This is a genomic window from Mycolicibacterium celeriflavum, from assembly GCF_010731795.1.
Taxonomy (GTDB): Bacteria; Actinomycetota; Actinomycetes; order Mycobacteriales; family Mycobacteriaceae; genus Mycobacterium; species Mycobacterium celeriflavum.
Genome location: NZ_AP022591.1, coordinates 1,252,145 through 1,268,398 on the forward strand (window position 1 = coordinate 1,252,145; position 16,254 = coordinate 1,268,398).

Annotated in this window: 16 protein-coding genes; 9 read left to right on the top strand and 7 right to left on the bottom strand. The window is 67.4% G+C overall.

Going from position 1 to position 16,254, the window contains the following annotated elements; translation table 11 throughout:
- Nucleotides 1-185: 185 nt before the first annotated feature.
- Complete coding sequence (locus G6N18_RS05980) at nucleotides 186-806, top strand: antibiotic biosynthesis monooxygenase (protein ID WP_067216376.1); 621 nt, start codon at nucleotides 186-188, stop codon at nucleotides 804-806.
- Between the two features lie 5 nt (nucleotides 807-811).
- On the opposite strand, the gene G6N18_RS05985 is transcribed toward G6N18_RS05980, so the two are convergent.
- From G6N18_RS05985 to G6N18_RS05995, 3 genes are all read right to left on the bottom strand, one after another.
- Nucleotides 812-2,161, bottom strand: a complete 1,350-nt coding sequence (locus G6N18_RS05985) for a replication-associated recombination protein A (RefSeq protein ID WP_083001489.1) — start codon at nucleotides 2,159-2,161, stop codon at nucleotides 812-814.
- Nucleotides 2,162-2,186: 25 nt separating this feature from the next.
- A complete protein-coding gene (locus G6N18_RS05990; protein WP_083001487.1) occupies nucleotides 2,187-3,023 on the bottom strand; it encodes a DUF3097 domain-containing protein in 837 nt (278 codons plus the stop codon).
- 149 nt (nucleotides 3,024-3,172) lie between these two features.
- Complete coding sequence (locus G6N18_RS05995) at nucleotides 3,173-4,087, bottom strand: DUF389 domain-containing protein (RefSeq protein ID WP_083001485.1); 915 nt, start codon at nucleotides 4,085-4,087, stop codon at nucleotides 3,173-3,175.
- 32 nt (nucleotides 4,088-4,119) lie between these two features.
- Here G6N18_RS05995 and G6N18_RS06000 point away from each other — a divergent pair, with 32 nt between their 5' ends.
- The gene (locus G6N18_RS06000; protein WP_067216388.1) at nucleotides 4,120-4,494 is read left to right on the top strand and encodes an MmcQ/YjbR family DNA-binding protein; all 375 of its coding nucleotides are present in this window, start codon (nucleotides 4,120-4,122) and stop codon (nucleotides 4,492-4,494) included.
- Between the two features lie 21 nt (nucleotides 4,495-4,515).
- Entirely contained in the window at nucleotides 4,516-5,607 is a 1,092-nt protein-coding gene (locus G6N18_RS06005) for a methyltransferase (RefSeq protein ID WP_109749424.1), read from the top strand.
- On the opposite strand, the gene G6N18_RS06010 is transcribed toward G6N18_RS06005, so the two are convergent.
- Nucleotides 5,579-6,058: a winged helix-turn-helix transcriptional regulator gene (locus G6N18_RS06010; protein ID WP_083001483.1), complete on the bottom strand. Its 480-nt coding sequence runs from the start codon at nucleotides 6,056-6,058 to the stop codon at nucleotides 5,579-5,581. The genes G6N18_RS06005 and G6N18_RS06010 overlap by 29 nt on opposite strands.
- Before the next feature lie 94 nt (nucleotides 6,059-6,152).
- Between G6N18_RS06010 and G6N18_RS06015 the strand changes: the two genes are divergently transcribed.
- Nucleotides 6,153-7,331: a thiolase family protein gene (locus G6N18_RS06015; RefSeq protein ID WP_083001481.1), complete on the top strand. Its 1,179-nt coding sequence runs from the start codon at nucleotides 6,153-6,155 to the stop codon at nucleotides 7,329-7,331.
- Nucleotides 7,332-7,384: 53 nt separating this feature from the next.
- On the opposite strand, the gene G6N18_RS06020 is transcribed toward G6N18_RS06015, so the two are convergent.
- Complete coding sequence (locus G6N18_RS06020) at nucleotides 7,385-7,810, bottom strand: nitroreductase family deazaflavin-dependent oxidoreductase (RefSeq protein WP_083001480.1); 426 nt, start codon at nucleotides 7,808-7,810, stop codon at nucleotides 7,385-7,387.
- A gap of 56 nt (nucleotides 7,811-7,866) precedes the next feature.
- On the opposite strand from G6N18_RS06020, the gene G6N18_RS06025 reads away from it, so the two are divergent.
- Nucleotides 7,867-8,658 carry an SDR family NAD(P)-dependent oxidoreductase gene (locus G6N18_RS06025; protein ID WP_067216404.1) on the top strand — a complete coding sequence of 264 codons (792 nt, stop codon included), beginning with the start codon at nucleotides 7,867-7,869 and terminating at the stop codon, nucleotides 8,656-8,658.
- Here G6N18_RS06025 and aspS read toward each other — a convergent pair.
- Entirely contained in the window at nucleotides 8,655-10,433 is a 1,779-nt protein-coding gene (gene aspS / locus G6N18_RS06030) for an aspartate--tRNA ligase (RefSeq protein ID WP_083001478.1), read from the bottom strand. The genes G6N18_RS06025 and aspS overlap by 4 nt on opposite strands.
- 79 nt (nucleotides 10,434-10,512) lie before the next feature.
- Between aspS and G6N18_RS06035 the strand changes: the two genes are divergently transcribed.
- Together G6N18_RS06035 and G6N18_RS06040 are read left to right on the top strand one after the other, a co-directional pair.
- A complete protein-coding gene (locus tag G6N18_RS06035) occupies nucleotides 10,513-11,400 on the top strand; it encodes an oxidoreductase (protein ID WP_083001476.1) in 888 nt (295 codons plus the stop codon).
- Between the two features lie 79 nt (nucleotides 11,401-11,479).
- On the top strand, nucleotides 11,480-11,983 hold the full coding sequence (locus tag G6N18_RS06040) for an SRPBCC family protein (RefSeq protein ID WP_067216414.1): 504 nt from the start codon (nucleotides 11,480-11,482) through the stop codon (nucleotides 11,981-11,983).
- A 186-nt stretch (nucleotides 11,984-12,169) separates the two neighbouring features.
- Here G6N18_RS06040 and G6N18_RS06045 read toward each other — a convergent pair whose 3' ends face one another.
- A complete protein-coding gene (locus tag G6N18_RS06045; RefSeq protein WP_083001645.1) occupies nucleotides 12,170-13,675 on the bottom strand; it encodes a carboxylesterase/lipase family protein in 1,506 nt (501 codons plus the stop codon).
- Nucleotides 13,676-13,706: 31 nt separating this feature from the next.
- On the opposite strand from G6N18_RS06045, the gene ypfJ reads away from it, so the two are divergent.
- Both ypfJ and G6N18_RS06055 read left to right on the top strand, forming a co-directional pair.
- Complete coding sequence (gene ypfJ / locus G6N18_RS06050; protein WP_083001475.1) at nucleotides 13,707-14,603, top strand: KPN_02809 family neutral zinc metallopeptidase; 897 nt, start codon at nucleotides 13,707-13,709, stop codon at nucleotides 14,601-14,603.
- Nucleotides 14,596-16,242, top strand: coding sequence for a DUF885 domain-containing protein (locus G6N18_RS06055; protein WP_083001473.1), 1,647 nt, complete (start codon nucleotides 14,596-14,598; stop codon nucleotides 16,240-16,242). The genes ypfJ and G6N18_RS06055 overlap by 8 nt, the downstream gene beginning before the upstream one ends.
- Nucleotides 16,243-16,254 lie beyond the last annotated feature (12 nt).

The window sequence follows — 16,254 nt, forward strand, 5'->3', positions numbered from 1 at the left end:
TCGATATGTTGATTAACAAGGTAGAGACCGGTTCGCGCCCTGTCAAGGGATTCTCTCGTTTGCAGCCAGCGTCGTGAAACGCGTCCCGCGCGAGCATCCGTTGAAATGTCTGCTCTCCGGGAGGAAGCTGGGTAGATCCGGTGGCGCCACCGGGGCGCCGCCCCGATGCAGAGGGGGTTGGATCCGTGTACGCACGCTCTACGACTATCGAGGCGCAGCCGGAGTCCATCGATGCCGGAACTGCCTATGTCCGTGACGAAGTCATGTCGGCGCTAGAAGAGATGGATGGCTACATCGGCCTGTCGCTGTTGGTCGACCGGGAGTCCGGCCGCTGCATCGCCACCAGCGCCTGGGAAACCGAGGAGGCGCTGCGCTCCAGCACGCAGAAAGCGGCTTCGCTTCGGGACCGGGCCGCGGAGATCTTCGGAGGCAGCGCCACGGTCGATCCATGGGAACTCGCGGTGCTGCACCGTAACCATCCCTCGACTGAGGGCGCCTGCGTGCGGGCTACGTGGCTGAGGCTGCCACCAAATCATGCCGAGCAGGCGGTTGAGTTCTATCGGACGTCGGTGTTGTCGGCACTGGAGAACCTCGAAGGTTTCTGCAGCGCCAGCTTGTTGATCAACCGCTCGTCGGGGCGCGGGGTGTCATCGACGACGTTCGACAGCCGCGACGCCATGGAGCGTGGCCGCGAGCAAGCGCGCGAACTGAGGAACGCACGGACCCGGGAATTGGGCGCTGACGTGATCGACGTCGGCGAATTCGAGCTCGCGATCGCGCACCTGCGGGTGCCTGAGATGGTCTGACGCCATCAGGTTCTGTCGCGCTTGCGGCGGATGATCGCGCGCAACTTGTCCAGGCGACCGGCGATGTCGCGTTCATTGCCATGGGTGGTCGGCCGGTAGTAGTCGACGCCCACAAGCTCATCGGGTGGGTACTGTTGCGGCACAACGCCGTCCGGGTCGTCGTGGGCGTACTTGTAGCCGATCGCGTTGCCTAGTTTGGCTGCGCCCGAGTAGTGGCCGTCGCGCAGATGTGGCGGCACCAGTCCCGCCTTGCCGGCTTTGATGTCGCTCATCGCCGCGCCCAGTGCCGTCGTCACCGCGTTCGACTTCGGGGCGGTCGCCAGGTGGACGGTGGCGTGCGCCAACGTCAGTTGCGCCTCGGGCATGCCGATGAGTTGAACGGTCTGCGCCGCGGCGACCGCGGTCTGCAGCGCTGTCGGATCGGCCATGCCGATGTCCTCGCTGGCCAGGATCATCAGCCGCCGGGCCACGAATCGCGGGTCCTCCCCCGCCACCAGCATCCGGGCCAGGTAGTGCAGCGCGGCGTCGACGTCGGAGCCGCGGACCGACTTGATGAACGCGCTGATCACGTCGTAGTGCTGGTCGCCGTCGCGGTCATAACGGACCGCCGCCTTGTCCAGTGACTGCTCGATGGTTTCGACGGCTATGAGGCCACCGGCCCCTCCGGCTGTTTCGGAAGCCACCTCGAGCGCGGTCAGCGCGCGGCGGGCGTCACCGGCCGACAGTTGCACGAGGAGTTCGACGGCCTCGTCGGTGACGGTGACTGTGCCGCCGAGGCCGCGCGGGTCCTCGATGGCGCGACGGACCAGTGTCCGCACGGCATCGGCGTCGAGCGGCTGCAACTGCAGGGTCAGCGACCGCGACAGCAGCGGCGCGACGACCGAGAACGATGGATTTTCGGTGGTCGCTGCAACCAGCGCCACGACGCGGTTCTCGACGGCCGACAGCAGCGCGTCCTGTTGCGTCTTGGAGAACCGGTGCACCTCGTCGATGAACAGCACGGTCTGCTCGCCGTAGGCGGCCGCGCGCCGTGCCACATCTATGACCGCCCGGACCTCCTTCACGCCCGCCGACAGCGCCGACAGCGCTTCGAATCGGCGGCCGGTGGCCTGCGAGATCAACGCCGCCAACGTCGTCTTACCGGTGCCGGGCGGCCCGTAGAGGATGACCGACGCCGCGCCGGAACCCTCGACCATCCGGCGCAGCGGTGAGCCCGGTTGCAGCAGGTGATCCTGTCCGACGACCTCGTCGAGCGTCGCGGGACGCATCCGCACTGCCAGTGGCGCAGAAGCCCCGACGGGCCCGACCGCACTGGGACCGGTTTCGCCGGGGACATCGAACAGACCGTCGGACACGCCTTCTGCTTACCACGCGAGGGTGTCAGGAATCGGTCGGCGCCGTCACGAAGTCGATCAACTCCTCGACGCGGCCGATCAGCGCGGGCTCGAGGTCGGTCCAGTCGCGGACGCGGCCGCGGATCCTCTGCCAGGCCCTCGCGGTGTCGGCCTGCGAATCGCCGGGCCAGCCGAGCGCGCGGCACACGCCCTTCTTCCAATCGACGCCCTTCGGCACGACGGGCCAGGCCTTGATGCCCAGCCGTTCGGGCTTGACCGCCTGCCAGATGTCGATGAACGGGTGGCCGACGACGAGCGTGTGCTCACCGCCGGGGCTTTGACGGACCGCTTGCGCGATGCGGGCTTCCTTCGACCCCGCGACCAGATGGTCGACGAGCACCCCGAGCCGGCGGCCCGGTCCCGGCCGGAAATCTTCGACGATGGCCACGAGATCGTCGACCCCGCCGAGGTGCTCGACGACTACTCCCTCGATTCGCAGATCGTCGCCCCACACCTGCTCGACGAGTTCGGCGTCGTGTCGGCCCTCGACATAAATGCGGCTCGCGAGCGCGACCTTCGCCCGCGCGCCCTTCACGGCGACCGATCCCGACGCGGTGCGCGTCTGCTTCGGCGTCGTCTTTCTCGGGGCGGTCAGGATCACCGGTTTGCCGTCGATCAGGTAACCCGGCCCGACGGGAAAGGGCTTGCGACGTCCTCGCCGGTCCTCCAACTCCATCCGGCCGTATTCGATGCGCACGACCGCGCCGACGTACCCGGTTGCGACGTCTTCGACGACGAGCCCCATCTCCACCGGCTGCTCGGTGGAGCGGATCTTGCGATGGGGGTTGTTGGACAGGACATCAGAGCCATAGCGATCAGCCACCGCGTGATCGTAGGGTCGGCTGCGTGCTGCTCAACCGTGACACGGCCGAAGGAATTGCTAACGGGAGCGTCACGCTTGTTCTCAGGCGTCGGGATGCTCCCCGCGTGAAAGCGGAATTCGCGCGGTGGGGCGCTTCCTCGGAAGTACCACTACATCCGACGGTCGGCCAGCCGGCGCGTCCACAACACCAGGATGCCGGCCAGCACTATCGCGACGAGGTTCAACGCCAGTTGTGCAGCGGATTTGGCCGCGACGTCCCAATCGCCGACCGTCGCGGCGACGACGGCGAATCCGGCCGCGGGCACCGTTGTCACCGAGATGAAAACACCAACCAACGCAGCGGATTTCGAAGAAATCAAGGACAGCATTCCTGCGGCGCCCGCCAGGAACGCGACGACGAACGACAGCGGACCGACCCGGAAGATGAAGTCGACCTGGTCCAGTTCGCTGGTGCTGCGCAACGTGATCCAGCCGATCGCCTCGCCCGCCAGCACCACGACCGCGGTGACGATCATCGCCACGGGGAACCCGACGAACAGCGCGATCGCCGCCCGGCGGGCGAGATACATCCGACGGCGCACCAGCGACACCGCCAGCGCGGCCAGCGGACCGAATTCGGGTCCCAGCACCATCGCGCCGACGACCGTCACCGGCGAGTCGGTCACCACGCCGATCGATGCGATCAGACACGCCACGCACAGGAAGGCCAGGAACGTGACGTTGAGCGTCGACTCCTCGCGGGTGCGCACGGCGAGCTCGTCCCACACGACCGCATCGGCGGGATCCCCGACCGCCTCGTCTTCGGCGCGGTAGGCGCGAGTGGAGAGAACGGTGTCGACGAAGTCGAGCGTGATGGCCCCACGATCCTTGACCCGTAAGGCCTTCAACGCGCCCACAACGTCGTTGGCCGACTCTCTGGCGATGTCCGCGGTGATCTCGTCGCCGAGTGGTTCGAGGGCCGCGTCGCGGTGGATGACGATGTGGGTGACGCCCGGGTTTTCCCGGAGAACCGCCATGACCGCATCGCGCTGATCGGTCGGTGAGATCACCCGCAGATGCAGCACACCGGCACACTAGCGACTGAGACAATGCCCTCGTGGCGACATGGACGGACGTGGGCCGGATCGTTGCGGAACTCCCCGAGACCGCTGAGACCTCGCCGCGCACATGGCGGGTCCGCAAGAAGCTCATCGTCTGGGAACGGCCGCTGCGCAAAGCCGACCACGACGCGCTCGGGGCGGCTGCACCCGAAGGCGACATCCTGGGCGCCCGCGTCGCCGACGAGGGTGTGAAATACGCGCTGATCGCCGACGATCCGGCCGTCTACTTCACCACGCCACACTTCGACGGATATCCGGCCGTGCTGGTCCGCCTGGACGCGATCGGGGTCGAGGAACTGACCGAACTCGTCACCGAGGCGTGGTTGGCACAGGCACCCAAAACGTTGGTGAAGGCGTTCCTGGCCGATTAGTCCGTGCGCGAAGATGACCCTATGGCAACGAAGATTCCACCGGCGGGGGTCGTCAAAGCGGTGGATCGCATCCGCCACCACCTGGCGCAGCTGCATCGCAAGCTGACGCCCGCGCCGATCGCACTCATGGAGATGATCTTGGCGACCTGGTTCTCGCAGGCCATCACCGCGGCCGCGCAACTCGGTATCGCCGACGCGCTGGCTGAGCGCCCGCTGACCCGCAACGACCTGGCGCGCACAATCGACGCGGACCCCGACGCCGTCGGCCGCCTGATGCGGGCGCTGATCAGCCGTGGTGTGTTCAAGCAGACCCGTGACGGTCGATACGCACTGAACGCGCTTGGCGACGCGCTGCGTTCCGATTCTGAGGTGTCGATGAAAGGTGCCGCACTGTTCTACGGATCGCCGGAACACCGTGAGCACTGGACGCATCTCTCCGATTCAATCCGCAGCGGTCAGCCCACGATCCCGATGCTTCGCGGCAAGGAGCTCTTCGCATATCTCGAAAGCGAGCCCGAGTTCGCCGCGCTGTTCAACGACGCGATGACCAGCATTTCCGATATGAGCGAGGCGGCACTGACCGCCGCCTACGACTTCAGCCGGTTCGGCGTCATCGCCGACGTCGGCGGCGGGCACGGCGGACTCCTCGCCGGAATCCTCGCCGCCACACCGCAGGCGCGCGGAGTGCTGTTCGACTTACCGAAGGTCGTCGAGGGCGCGCCTGCGCTGCTGACCAGCCGCGGTGTCGCCGATCGCGTGACCATCGAGCCGGGTTCGTTCTTCGAGAAGGCGCCAACCGGGGTGGACGCCTACGTGATGAAAAACGTCATCCACGACTGGCCCGACGAGGACGCCGTCAAGATCCTGCGCAACATTCGCGCCGCCGCCAGCCCGAACGCCAAGCTCCTGCTGTTCGAAATGGTGATCCCCGACCACAATCGCGAATTCATCGGCAAGCTAGTCGACATGGAGATGCTGTTGCTGGGCGGCGCGAAGGAACGGACCGCGGACCAGTGGCGGGATGTGTTGTCGCGAGCGGGGTTTCGGCTGACGCGCATTGTACCCAGCGCGACGCCGCTGAGCATCATCGAGGCCGAGATCGCGCCAGCCTGACGGCCAGTTCCTCGGCGGGTACGTCGTGTCCGTCGGCGCAGCGGATCGCCACCGTCGCCGGTGCGCCGCAGTCCTTGTGCGCCAGCTGCAGCGGCGTCGGCTTGCCGAGATGGCGCTGACCCCACTCGAACATCGCCCAGACAACGGGCATGAAGTCACGGCCCGCGTCGGTCAGCACGTATTCGTCGCGGCTGCGCTGACCGGGTTCGCGGTACGGCCGACGGCTCAACAATCCGGCGTCCACCAGGTCCGACAGCCGGGCTGAGGCCGCGGCCTTCGTGATGCCGACGCGGCGGCAGAACTCCTCGAAACGAGTTGTGCCGTAATAGGCCTCACGCATGATGAGGATTGCCGATTTGGTGCCGACCAACTCCATCGTCTTCTCGATTTTGCACACGCCGACGGCCGTCCAAGCGTCCCGGTCGGCGAGTGTGCCCTGCAACACATTCACGGAATTCCCCCATATCTGAGTTGTTACCACTATACCCAGGTGGTATAGCTGGGTATAGAAGGATTTACTCAGAGTTGAGTCACAGGAGGCAGCAATGGCCGGATACGCGCGCGACGCGGTCATCGTCGGAGCGGTACGCACCCCGATCGGAAAGGGCAAGCCGGGTGGCGCACTGCACGGCGTGCTGCCCGTGGACCTGCTCGCCCACAGCCTCTCTCAACTGGTGGAGAGGACCGGCATCGACCCGCTGCAGATCGACGACGTGATCGCCGGTGCGGTCACCCAGGTCGGCGACCAGGCGGTCAACATCGCACGCAACGCGGTGCTCGCCGCGAACTTCCCCGAAACGGTGCCCGGCACCACCATCGACCGCCAGTGCGGCAGCAGCCAGCAGGCCATTCACTTCGCCGCCCAGGGCGTGATCTCCGGTGCATACGACATCGTCGTCGCCGCCGGCGTGGAGTCGATGTCGCGGGCTCCGATGGGTTCCAGTGTGCTGCCCGGCAGCGACCCGTTCGGCGCGATGGCGCAGCGCTATCCCGAAGGCCTTGTGCCGCAGGGCATCAGCGCCGAGTTGATCACCGCGAAGTGGGGCCTGTCTCGTCAGCAGCTCGATGAGTTCTCCGCGTCGAGCCACGAGAAAGCGGCTGCGGCGACGAAGGAGGGCCGGTTCGACAACGAGCTGATCCCGATCGCCGGCCTCACCACCGACGAAATCATCCGGCCCGGCACGACCGTCGACACGCTGGCCGCGCTGAAGCCCGCTTTCTACAGCCCGGCATACGAGCAGCGTTTCCCGCAGATCGGCTGGGAGATCACCCCGGGCAACTCGTCGCCGCTGTCCGACGGCAGCGCCGCGGTGCTGATCACCAGCAGCGAGGTGGCCGGGCGTCTCGGCTTGCGACCGCTGGCCCGCATCCACTCGATGACCGTCGTGGGGTCCGATCCGCTCTACATGCTGACCGGTGTCATTCCCGCGACAGAGAAGGTCCTACAGCGTGCCGGGCTGACGCTGGCGGACATCGACCTGTTCGAGGTCAACGAGGCCTTCGCCCCCGTCGTCCTCGCGTGGGCCCAGGACACCGGTGCCGATCTGGCCAAGACCAACGTCAACGGCGGCGCCATCGCGATCGGGCACCCGCTGGGCGCCAGCGGTGCGCGGATCATGACGACGATGGTCAACGCGCTCGAGCAGCACGAGGGCCGCTACGCCCTGCAGACGATGTGTGAGGGCGGCGGCATGGCCAACGCAACGATCATCGAGCGCCTCTGACCGAGCGATTTCGGTGTAGACGGTCGCGGTGAGCGCGACCACCTACACCGAAGTCACGGCTTGGCGATTTCGAAGAGCGGGATGACCCGACTGGTCTTGCTCTGGTACTCGGCGAACACCGGAGCGGCCTCGACAACCTTCGGGTAGAGGTCGTCGCGCTCGGCGGTCGGCAACTCGCGGGCGGTCACGTCGTAAGAATCCGTACCGATCTCGACGTGCGCCTGCGGCTTGGCCCGCAGGTTGTGGACCCACGCCGGGTCCCTGTCGGCGCCGGCGTACGAGCCGATGACGATTGTCCTGCCCTCGATGGTGAAGTACGCCAGCGGCGAGATTCGGCGCTGGCCGGACTTGGCGCCGGTGGTGTGCAGCAGCAACAGGTCAGCGCCCTCGAATGGGCCGCCCACCTTGCCGCCGTTGGCGCGGAACTCCTCGATGATGTTCTCGTTGAACGATTTGAGCTCGTCGGGTACTTGGGTCATGAATCAACCAGCCACCGCATGGCCGCGTGTATTCCGCATCCGCATAAGTTGTAAGCATGCGAGCGATTGTGACCGGCGGCAACAGCGGCGTCGGCAAGGCGACCGCGGCGTCCCTTGCCGCAGCGGGCCACAGTGTGCTGATCGCCTGCCGCGACGTCGACAAGGGGCGACGGGCCGCCGCGGAGATGACCGGAGACGTCGAAGTGGCCGCCCTGGATCTCGGCGACCTCGCCAGTGTGCGAGCGTTCGCCGAATCGGTGAAAACCGTTGACGTGCTGGTGAACAACGCCGGGGTGATGGGTATGCCGTTGATGCGCACCGCCGATGGTTTCGAGGCTCACATCGGCATCAACCACCTCGGCCACTTCGCGTTGACCTGTCAACTCGCCGATCGCATCAACGACCGGGTGATCTCGGTGGCCAGCGCGACGTATCTGTTCAGCCAAATCCATCTCGACGATCTCAACTGGCAGCGCCGCAAATACTCGAAGTGGGGCGCCTATGGCGAGTCGAAGCTCGCCAACCTACTGTTCGTCGCGGAGTTGGCGCGCCGCGGCGTGCGCGCGTACGCGACGGATCCCGGCGCCACAGATACCGACATCACCCGTTCTCTGGGGATGGGCGAGCACCAGCGGATCCGGCGCTTGATGCACACCCCGGCCCAGGGCGCTCGCGCCAGTCTGCAGGCGGTGACGACCGACCTACCCAGCGGCACCTACCTGGCGCCGCGCTTCAACCAAATCGGACCGCCGAAAGTGACGCGGTTGCGCCCCAAGGCGGTCGATCCGGTGATGGCCCAACGGCTGTGGGCCCTGTCGGCCGAGCTCACGGACTGCGACTCGGCTTAACCGTTCGTGTCGTCGGCCTTCGGTTTGGCGTCGATCCCGGATTCCTTGCGCTGCTGCGCGGTGATCGGCGCGGGCGCACCGGTCAACGGGTCGACACCACCGCCGGACTTCGGGAACGCGATCACTTCGCGGATCGAATCCGCGCCCGCCAGCAGCGCAGTGGTGCGGTCCCAGCCGAACGCCAGCCCGCCGTGCGGCGGAGCGCCAAAGCTGAACGCCTCCAACAGGAACCCGAACTTCTCCTCGGCCTCGGCCTTGTCCAATCCCATCACCGCGAACACTCGCTCCTGAATGTCGCGGCGGTGGATACGAATCGAACCGCCGCCGATCTCGTTGCCGTTGCACACCACGTCGTAGGCGTCGGCCAGCACACTGCCCGGGTCGCTCTCGATGCGGTCCTCGAACTCCGGCTTCGGTGCGGTGAAGGCGTGGTGCACCGCGGTCCACGCGCCGGATCCGACCGCGACGTCTCCGTGCGCCGTCGCGTCATCGGCGGGCTCGAACAGCGGCGGGTCCACGATCCAGGTGAACGCCCAGGCGTTCGGGTCGATCATGTCCAACCGCTTCGCGATCTCGATGCGCACAGCGCCCAGCAGCGCCCGCGAACTCTTCGCCGGACCGGCGGAGAAGAACACACAGTCGCCCGGCGATGCGCCGACGTGGGCGGCCAGGCCGTCGCGTTCAGCGTCGGAGAGGTTCTTGGCGACCGGGCCGCCGAGCGTGCCGTCCTCGCCGATGAGCACGTAGGCCAGCCCTCTGTGCCCGCGCTGTTTGGCGAAGTCCTGCCAGGCGTCCAGCGTGCGTCGGGGTTGGGACGCGCCACCCGGCATGACGACGGCCCCGACGTACGGTGCCTGAAACACCCGGAACGGGGTGTCCTTGAAGTAGTCGGTGCACTCGACGAGTTCGAGCGCGAAGCGCAAATCGGGCTTGTCCGAACCGAATCGGCGCATCGCATCGGCGTACGTCATCCTCGGCAGCGGCAGGGGCACGTCGTAGCCGATCAATCGCCACAGCGCGGCGACGATCTCCTCGGAGACAGCGATCACGCCCTCGGCGTCGACGAAGCTCATCTCCAGATCCAGCTGGGTGAACTCCGGCTGACGGTCGGCGCGGAAGTCCTCGTCTCGGTAGCAGCGGGCGATCTGGTAGTAGCGCTCCATGCCCGCCACCATCAGCAGCTGCTTGAACAGCTGCGGGCTCTGCGGCAAGGCGTAGAACGATCCCGGCTGCAGCCGGGCGGGCACCAGGAAGTCGCGGGCGCCCTCCGGCGTCGAGCGCGTCATCGTCGGTGTCTCGATCTCGACGAAGTCATGGCGTGCAAGCACTTCACGCGCGGCGGCATTCACCTTGGACCGCAACCGAATCGCGTGGCCAGGGCCGTCGCGGCGCAGGTCGAGGTAGCGGTATTTGAGCCGCGCCTCCTCGCCGGCCTGCTCGTCGAGCTGAAACGGCAGCGGCGCGCTCTCCCCCAGCACGGTCAACGACGTCGCGTTGACCTCGATCTCGCCAGTGGGAATCTCCGGGTTGGCGTTGCCCTCGGGGCGGATCTCCACGACACCGTCGACCGCGATGCAGAACTCGGCTCGCAACCGGTGCGCCGCCTCGAGCACACCGGCCTCGCGGAACACGACCTGCGAGACCCCCGACGCGTCGCGCAGGTCGATGAAGATGACGCCACCGTGGTCGCGGCGACGCGCCACCCAGCCGGCCAACGTCACCTTCTGACCGGCGTCGGTGGGCCGCAACGATCCGGCGGCATGACTGCGCAACACTGAAAACTCCTGAGGAAATCGCCTGACGAGACAACTGCCCAAGTGTAGAGGGACCGATTCCGCCGGTAGTTTGGCGCTCATGCCCACCCGCATCGCGCTCGTCGGACCGGGTGCGATCGGTTCCACGGTCGCCGCCCTGCTGTACGCGGCGGGCCATCCGGTGACCCTGTGCGGGCGGACACCGCGCGATTCGATCGAGGTCAGGCCGGACGACGGGGAGCCGATCGTGGTTCCCGGCCCGGTGTCGACCGATCCCGCCGACATCGACGAACCGGTCGACGTGGTGTTGCTGGCGGTGAAGGACACGCAGAACGAGCAGGCCGGCGGGTGGTTGGCGAGGCTGTGCGACGAACGCACGGTGGTGGCGGCGCTGCAGAACGGCGTCGAACAGATCGAACGCGTCGGCCGATACTGTCCCGACTCCACCGTCGTGCCTGCGGCCGTGTGGGTCTCGGCGGAGCCGGCGCCCAACGGCCACATCCGCCTGCGGACCCGAGCGCGCCTGGTACTTCCCGACACCGCCGCCGCCCGAACGTTGGCGGACCTGTTCGCGGACAGCGCCGTCACGGTCGACACGGATCCGAACTTCATCAGCGCGGCCTGGCACAAGCTGCTGGTCAACGCCGTCGTCGGGGTCATGGTGCTCAGCGGCCGGCGCGCGGGCATGTTCCGGCGCGACGATGTGGCCGCGCTGGCACGCCGCTATCTCGGCGAGTGCCTGGCCGTCGCGCGTGCCGAAGGAGCCGAGCTGGGCGACGAGGTGATCGACGAGATCGTCGACCTGCTTGCCGGGTCGCCGGAGGACATCACCACGTCGATCCTCACCGACCGCGAGGCGAACCAGCGGTTGGAGTGGGATATCCGCAACGGGGTGATCGCGCGCAAGGGCGCCGAGCATGGGTTGGCCACCCCGATCAGCGACGTGCTGGTGCCGCTGCTGGCCGCGGCGAGCGACGGGCCCGGCTAGCCGGGCGACGATCAAGCGGCGAGGCACGAGCCGTGTTGAGGAGGCCGGCCATCAGACTAGACGCCGTCCTCTACTGTGTATGGCCATGCAGCCATGTGAACGCGTCGACCTGGATTTCACCGAGAGTGCGCCGTTCCGGTTCGTCAGCGCGGTCGACCTCACGATCACGCCCGAGCAATTGTTCGAGGTGCTCGCCGATGCCGAGTCCTGGCCACACTGGGCGACGGTGATCACCAATGTCGAGTGGACCAGTCCCGAACCGCGCGGCATCGGCACGACGCGCACCGTGACGATGCGCGGTGGCATCGTCGGTGACGAAGAATTCCTGGCCTGGGAGCCCTTCAGCCACATGGCATTTCGGTTCAACGAGGCTTCGACAGGCAGCATTGCGGCGTTCGCGGAGGACTATCGGGTGGTGAAGACGCCGGGCGGCTGTCACCTGACGTGGGTGATGGCGATGAAGCCGAAGGGCGTCGCCGCCAAGCTCGGGATGACGCTCGGGCGGCCCGTCATGGCCTGGATGTTCCAGAAGTTCCTCTACAACCTGCGCGACTACTCGGCGAAACGGTTCGGCACGGTCTGATCCGCGCCGGCGCGTGTTGCTGATCCGCGCCGATCCGGCACGCGGAGTCGCGCTGTGGACACCAGGCTGTCGCACCGGACCTCAGTAGTCACAGCTTTCGACGTTTGGAGACCCGCTCCTCGCACTCTTGCTGCGAAACGTCGATCGGTGTGACGTCTGAGTTGGAAGCGACGGAGAGCGGCACGCCTAATACAGCCCGGCCCAGGCCAGGCGACGCTCGACGTCTGGGTCTTCGACAATGTCGTCGCGGGCCGACATGATGATGCGGGTGTAGCGGTGCTCGGTGTCATACACCGGCCAGTCGTGCCCGCTGGACCAGCGAATCTCGCCGGTTTCCCACTCCTTGGCGGCGAAGTCCAGCCAGGTCCGCTGCATGCGGCGACCGACTGACGGCTGCAACCGCCGGCCGAGCGGGTGCATCTTGCGGCCGAGGTACGACGCGTAGCTGTGTTGAATGTGCACGATCTCGCTGCCGTGGGTCGCGCCGAGACCGAGCATCCGAAGGCTGAAGCCGACGTGGTCGAAGCGGTACACGTGAGTCGGAGCGTGGCCACTGTAGGCGTCGGCGAACGCCCACGCCGGTCCGCCGAACATCACGTCGGAGCCGAACGCGATCAACGCCCTTCGGCGCGGATAGTCGGGATAGGCGGCCAGCACCCGCTCCTTGGCGTCCGGTGCGACGCGCGCGAAGTAGGCGTCTATCGATGCGCGGGTGGTGGGCAGCATCGGCGGTTTGGTCCACGCGAACATCGACGCTTCGTGGCTGTTGGTACCGATGATCAGCGGCACCCGCCGCACCCTGCCGTCGCGCGCCGCGTCGACCGGATGGCTCGGCAGCAGGTCGACGCCGTAGGTCAGCCCGTACGCCAACGTCGGCGTGGTGGCGGCACTTTCGAGTTGCAGGCTGCCCGCGGCGCGACGCAATCGGCGCTGCGGTAGCCGCTTGACCTCGGCGACGGGCACCCCCAGGCGGCGCAGGAACTCGTGGGCCTGCTCGGCCCGCACCTGCCGGTCGGCGATCAGCGGCAGCGCCGGGCTCTGTGCGATCGCCCGGGCGAACAAACCCTCGGCCGCGGGGCTGGCGAGCAGTGCGAGCACCGACGTGCCGCCGGCGGACTCGCCGAACACCGTCACGCGGGCCGGGTCACCGCCGAATGCCGCGATGTGGTCGCGGATCCAACCGAGCGCGGCGATCTGGTCACGCAACGCGAGGTTGTCGTCGAACCCGTCGCCGAGGTCACCGAGCTCGAAACCACCGAAGACGCCGATGCGGTAGGTGATGTTGACGACGACCACGTTGCCGTTCGCGGCCAGCCGTGAGCCGTTGTAGAGCTGAAACTGCCCGGCGCCGTAGACGAAGGCACCGCCGGGGATCCACACCATCACCGGCAGCGACGCGCTGCTGTCCGGAGACCACACCGTCAACGTCAGGCAGGCTTCGTCGCGGACCTTGGGGTCGTCGCGGCCACCGCCGACGAACGATTTTTCCTGCGGGGGCAGCGGTCCGTGCTCGACCGCGTCCCGCAGACCCGTCCACGGCCGCTTCGGTTCGGGACCGAGGAACCGGCGATCACCCACCGGTTGCTCGGCATAGGGAACCCCGCGCCAGACCCCGACGCCGCCCTCGGTGGTGCCGCGAAGATCGCCGAGGTCGGTGTGCACGACGACCGAATGTCCGACAACGACTGCCACGACCGAATCGTAGTGTGCAAAGCTGAACGTCATGACCTTCAACGAAGGTATGCAGATCGACACGAGCACCACCTCGTCGAGCGGTGGTGGGGGCGGTCCGGGCCGCGGTATCGCGGTCGGTGGCGGAGTCGGCGGCCTGGTGATTCTCGTCGTGGCGTTGTTCCTCGGCGTCGACCCCAGCTCGGTGATGCCCCCGCAGGGCCAGTACGACAGCCAGGGCGTCGAGACGCCCGGCTTCGATCTGAGCCAATGCAAGACCGGCGAGGATGCCAACGAGATCGTGCAGTGCCGGGTGGTGGCGACGGGCAATTCGGTCGACGCGGTGTGGGAGCAGTTGCTGCCGGGCGAGTACGTGCGCCCGCACATGAAGTTGTTCAACGGATCGGTACAGACCGGCTGCGGTCCCGCCGACACCAGCGTCGGGCCGTTCTACTGCCCGCCCGACCAGACTGCATACTTCGACGTCGAGTTCTTCGACGTGCTCAAGAACCAGTTCGGTTCCAGCGGTGGCCCGTTGGCCCAGGAGTACGTCGTCGCTCACGAGTACGGACATCACGTGCAGAACCTGGCGGGTGTGCTGGGCCGCTCGCAGGGTCCTGGTGCTGCAGGCGCGACGGGCGCGGGGGTGCGCACCGAGTTGCAGGCCGACTGCTATGCCGGTGTGTGGGCGCACTTCGCGTCCATCACCAAGCAGGAGGGCACCGACGTGACGTTCCTGGAACCGTTGACCGACAAGGACATCGCCGACGCGCTGTCTGCGGCGGCGTCGGTTGGCGACGACCGCATCCAGAAGCAGGCCACCGGCCGGGTCAACCCCGAGGCGTGGACGCACGGTTCCGCGGCGCAGCGGCAGAAATGGTTCACCGAGGGCTACCGGACCGGCGACCCGAAGGCGTGCGACACCTTCGCGACCAACGATCTTGGGTAGGGCCCCCACGGCCGTCGACGCCGTCGCCGAGCGCTACCTCGCGACGTTGGCCGAGCTCGACCCCTGTGCGGCAACGGAAATGGGGATCGCCGGCTACGACGACGAGATCACCGACTACTCCCCCGACGGTGTCGCCGCGCGGGCCGACGCAGCGCGCAACGCGCTGCGTGAACTCGACGGCGTCGCTGGAGCCGACGCGGTCGACGAGGTGACGGTGGCCGCGATGCGCGAACGCCTCGGCATCCTGATCGAAATGAACGACGCCGGCCTCGACGTCGGTGAAATCAACGTGATCGCCTCACCGCTGCAGTCGATGCGGGACGTGTTCGATCTGATGCCGACGGAAACCGAGGACGACTGGGCAGTGGTCGCGCGCCGGCTGTCACGGGTACCTGACCGCGCGGCCGGATACGCCGACGCGTTGCGTGCCGCGATCGCGAGCGAGCATCCGCCGGCGGTGCGTCAGGTGGTGCGGGGCATCGATCAGGCCGCGAGCATTCAGCATCTGTTGGTGGAGATGGTGGCCGACGCCGCGCCGGGTAATCCCGCGCTGCACGACGAACTGCAACACCATGCCGCCGCCGCCGCCAACGCCTACCGGGAACTCGGCAGGGTCCTCGGAGACGAGATCGCGCCGCACGCTCGTGTGGAGGACGCGGTCGGCCGGGACCTTTACCGGTTGTGGTCCCGGTCCTTCCTCGGCTCCGAGGTCGACCTCGACGAGACCTACGAGTGGGGCCTGACCCAGCTGGAAAGCATTGTCGCAGAGCAGGAAAACCTCGCCCAGCAGCTCTATCCGGGCTCGTCGATCGCCGACGCACTGCGCCGCCTGGACGGCGAAGAGCGCTATCTCGTGCACGGCGTGGACGCGCTGCAGGCCTGGATGCAGGACCTGTCCGACCGTGCGGTCGAGTCGCTCGCCGACACGCACTTCGAGATCGCGGAGCCGCTGCGGCGGCTGGAATGTCGCATCGCGCCGACCCACACCGGTGGTATCTACTACACCGGTCCGTCGGAGGACCTCAGCAGACCGGGGCGAATGTGGTGGTCGGTCCCGCACGGGGTGGAGACGTTTCACACCTGGCAAGAGACGACGACCGTGTTCCACGAGGGGGTGCCCGGCCATCACCTGCAGATCGGCCGCGCCGTCGTGCTGGCCGACCAACTCAACCGTTGGCGCAGGCTGGGCTGCTGGGTGTCGGGGCACGGCGAGGGCTGGGCGCTGTACGCCGAACGGCTGATGGCCGAACTCGGCTGGCTCGACGATCCGGGCAATCGAATCGGAATGCTCGACGCACAACGGTTTCGGGCCGCTCGAGTGGTCATCGACATCGGCGTGCACTGCGGGATGACGGCGCCCGACGGCGGCGTGTGGGACGCCGAGCGGGCATGGGAGTTCCTGGTGTCGCACAGCGCGATGAACGCGGAGCACCTGCAGTTCGAACTCGACCGCTACCTCGGCTGGCCGGGCCAGGCGCCGTCGTATGCGATCGGGCAGCGGATCTGGCAGCAGCTACGCGACGAGATGCTGGGGCAGGGCGTGTCGCTGAAGGATTTCCACAGCCGCGCACTGGATCTCGGTGGGCTGCCGCTCGACGTGTTGCGGTCCGCGCTGTCGGCCGGTTTCGCCTCCAGCTGAGTCCCTTCTTTC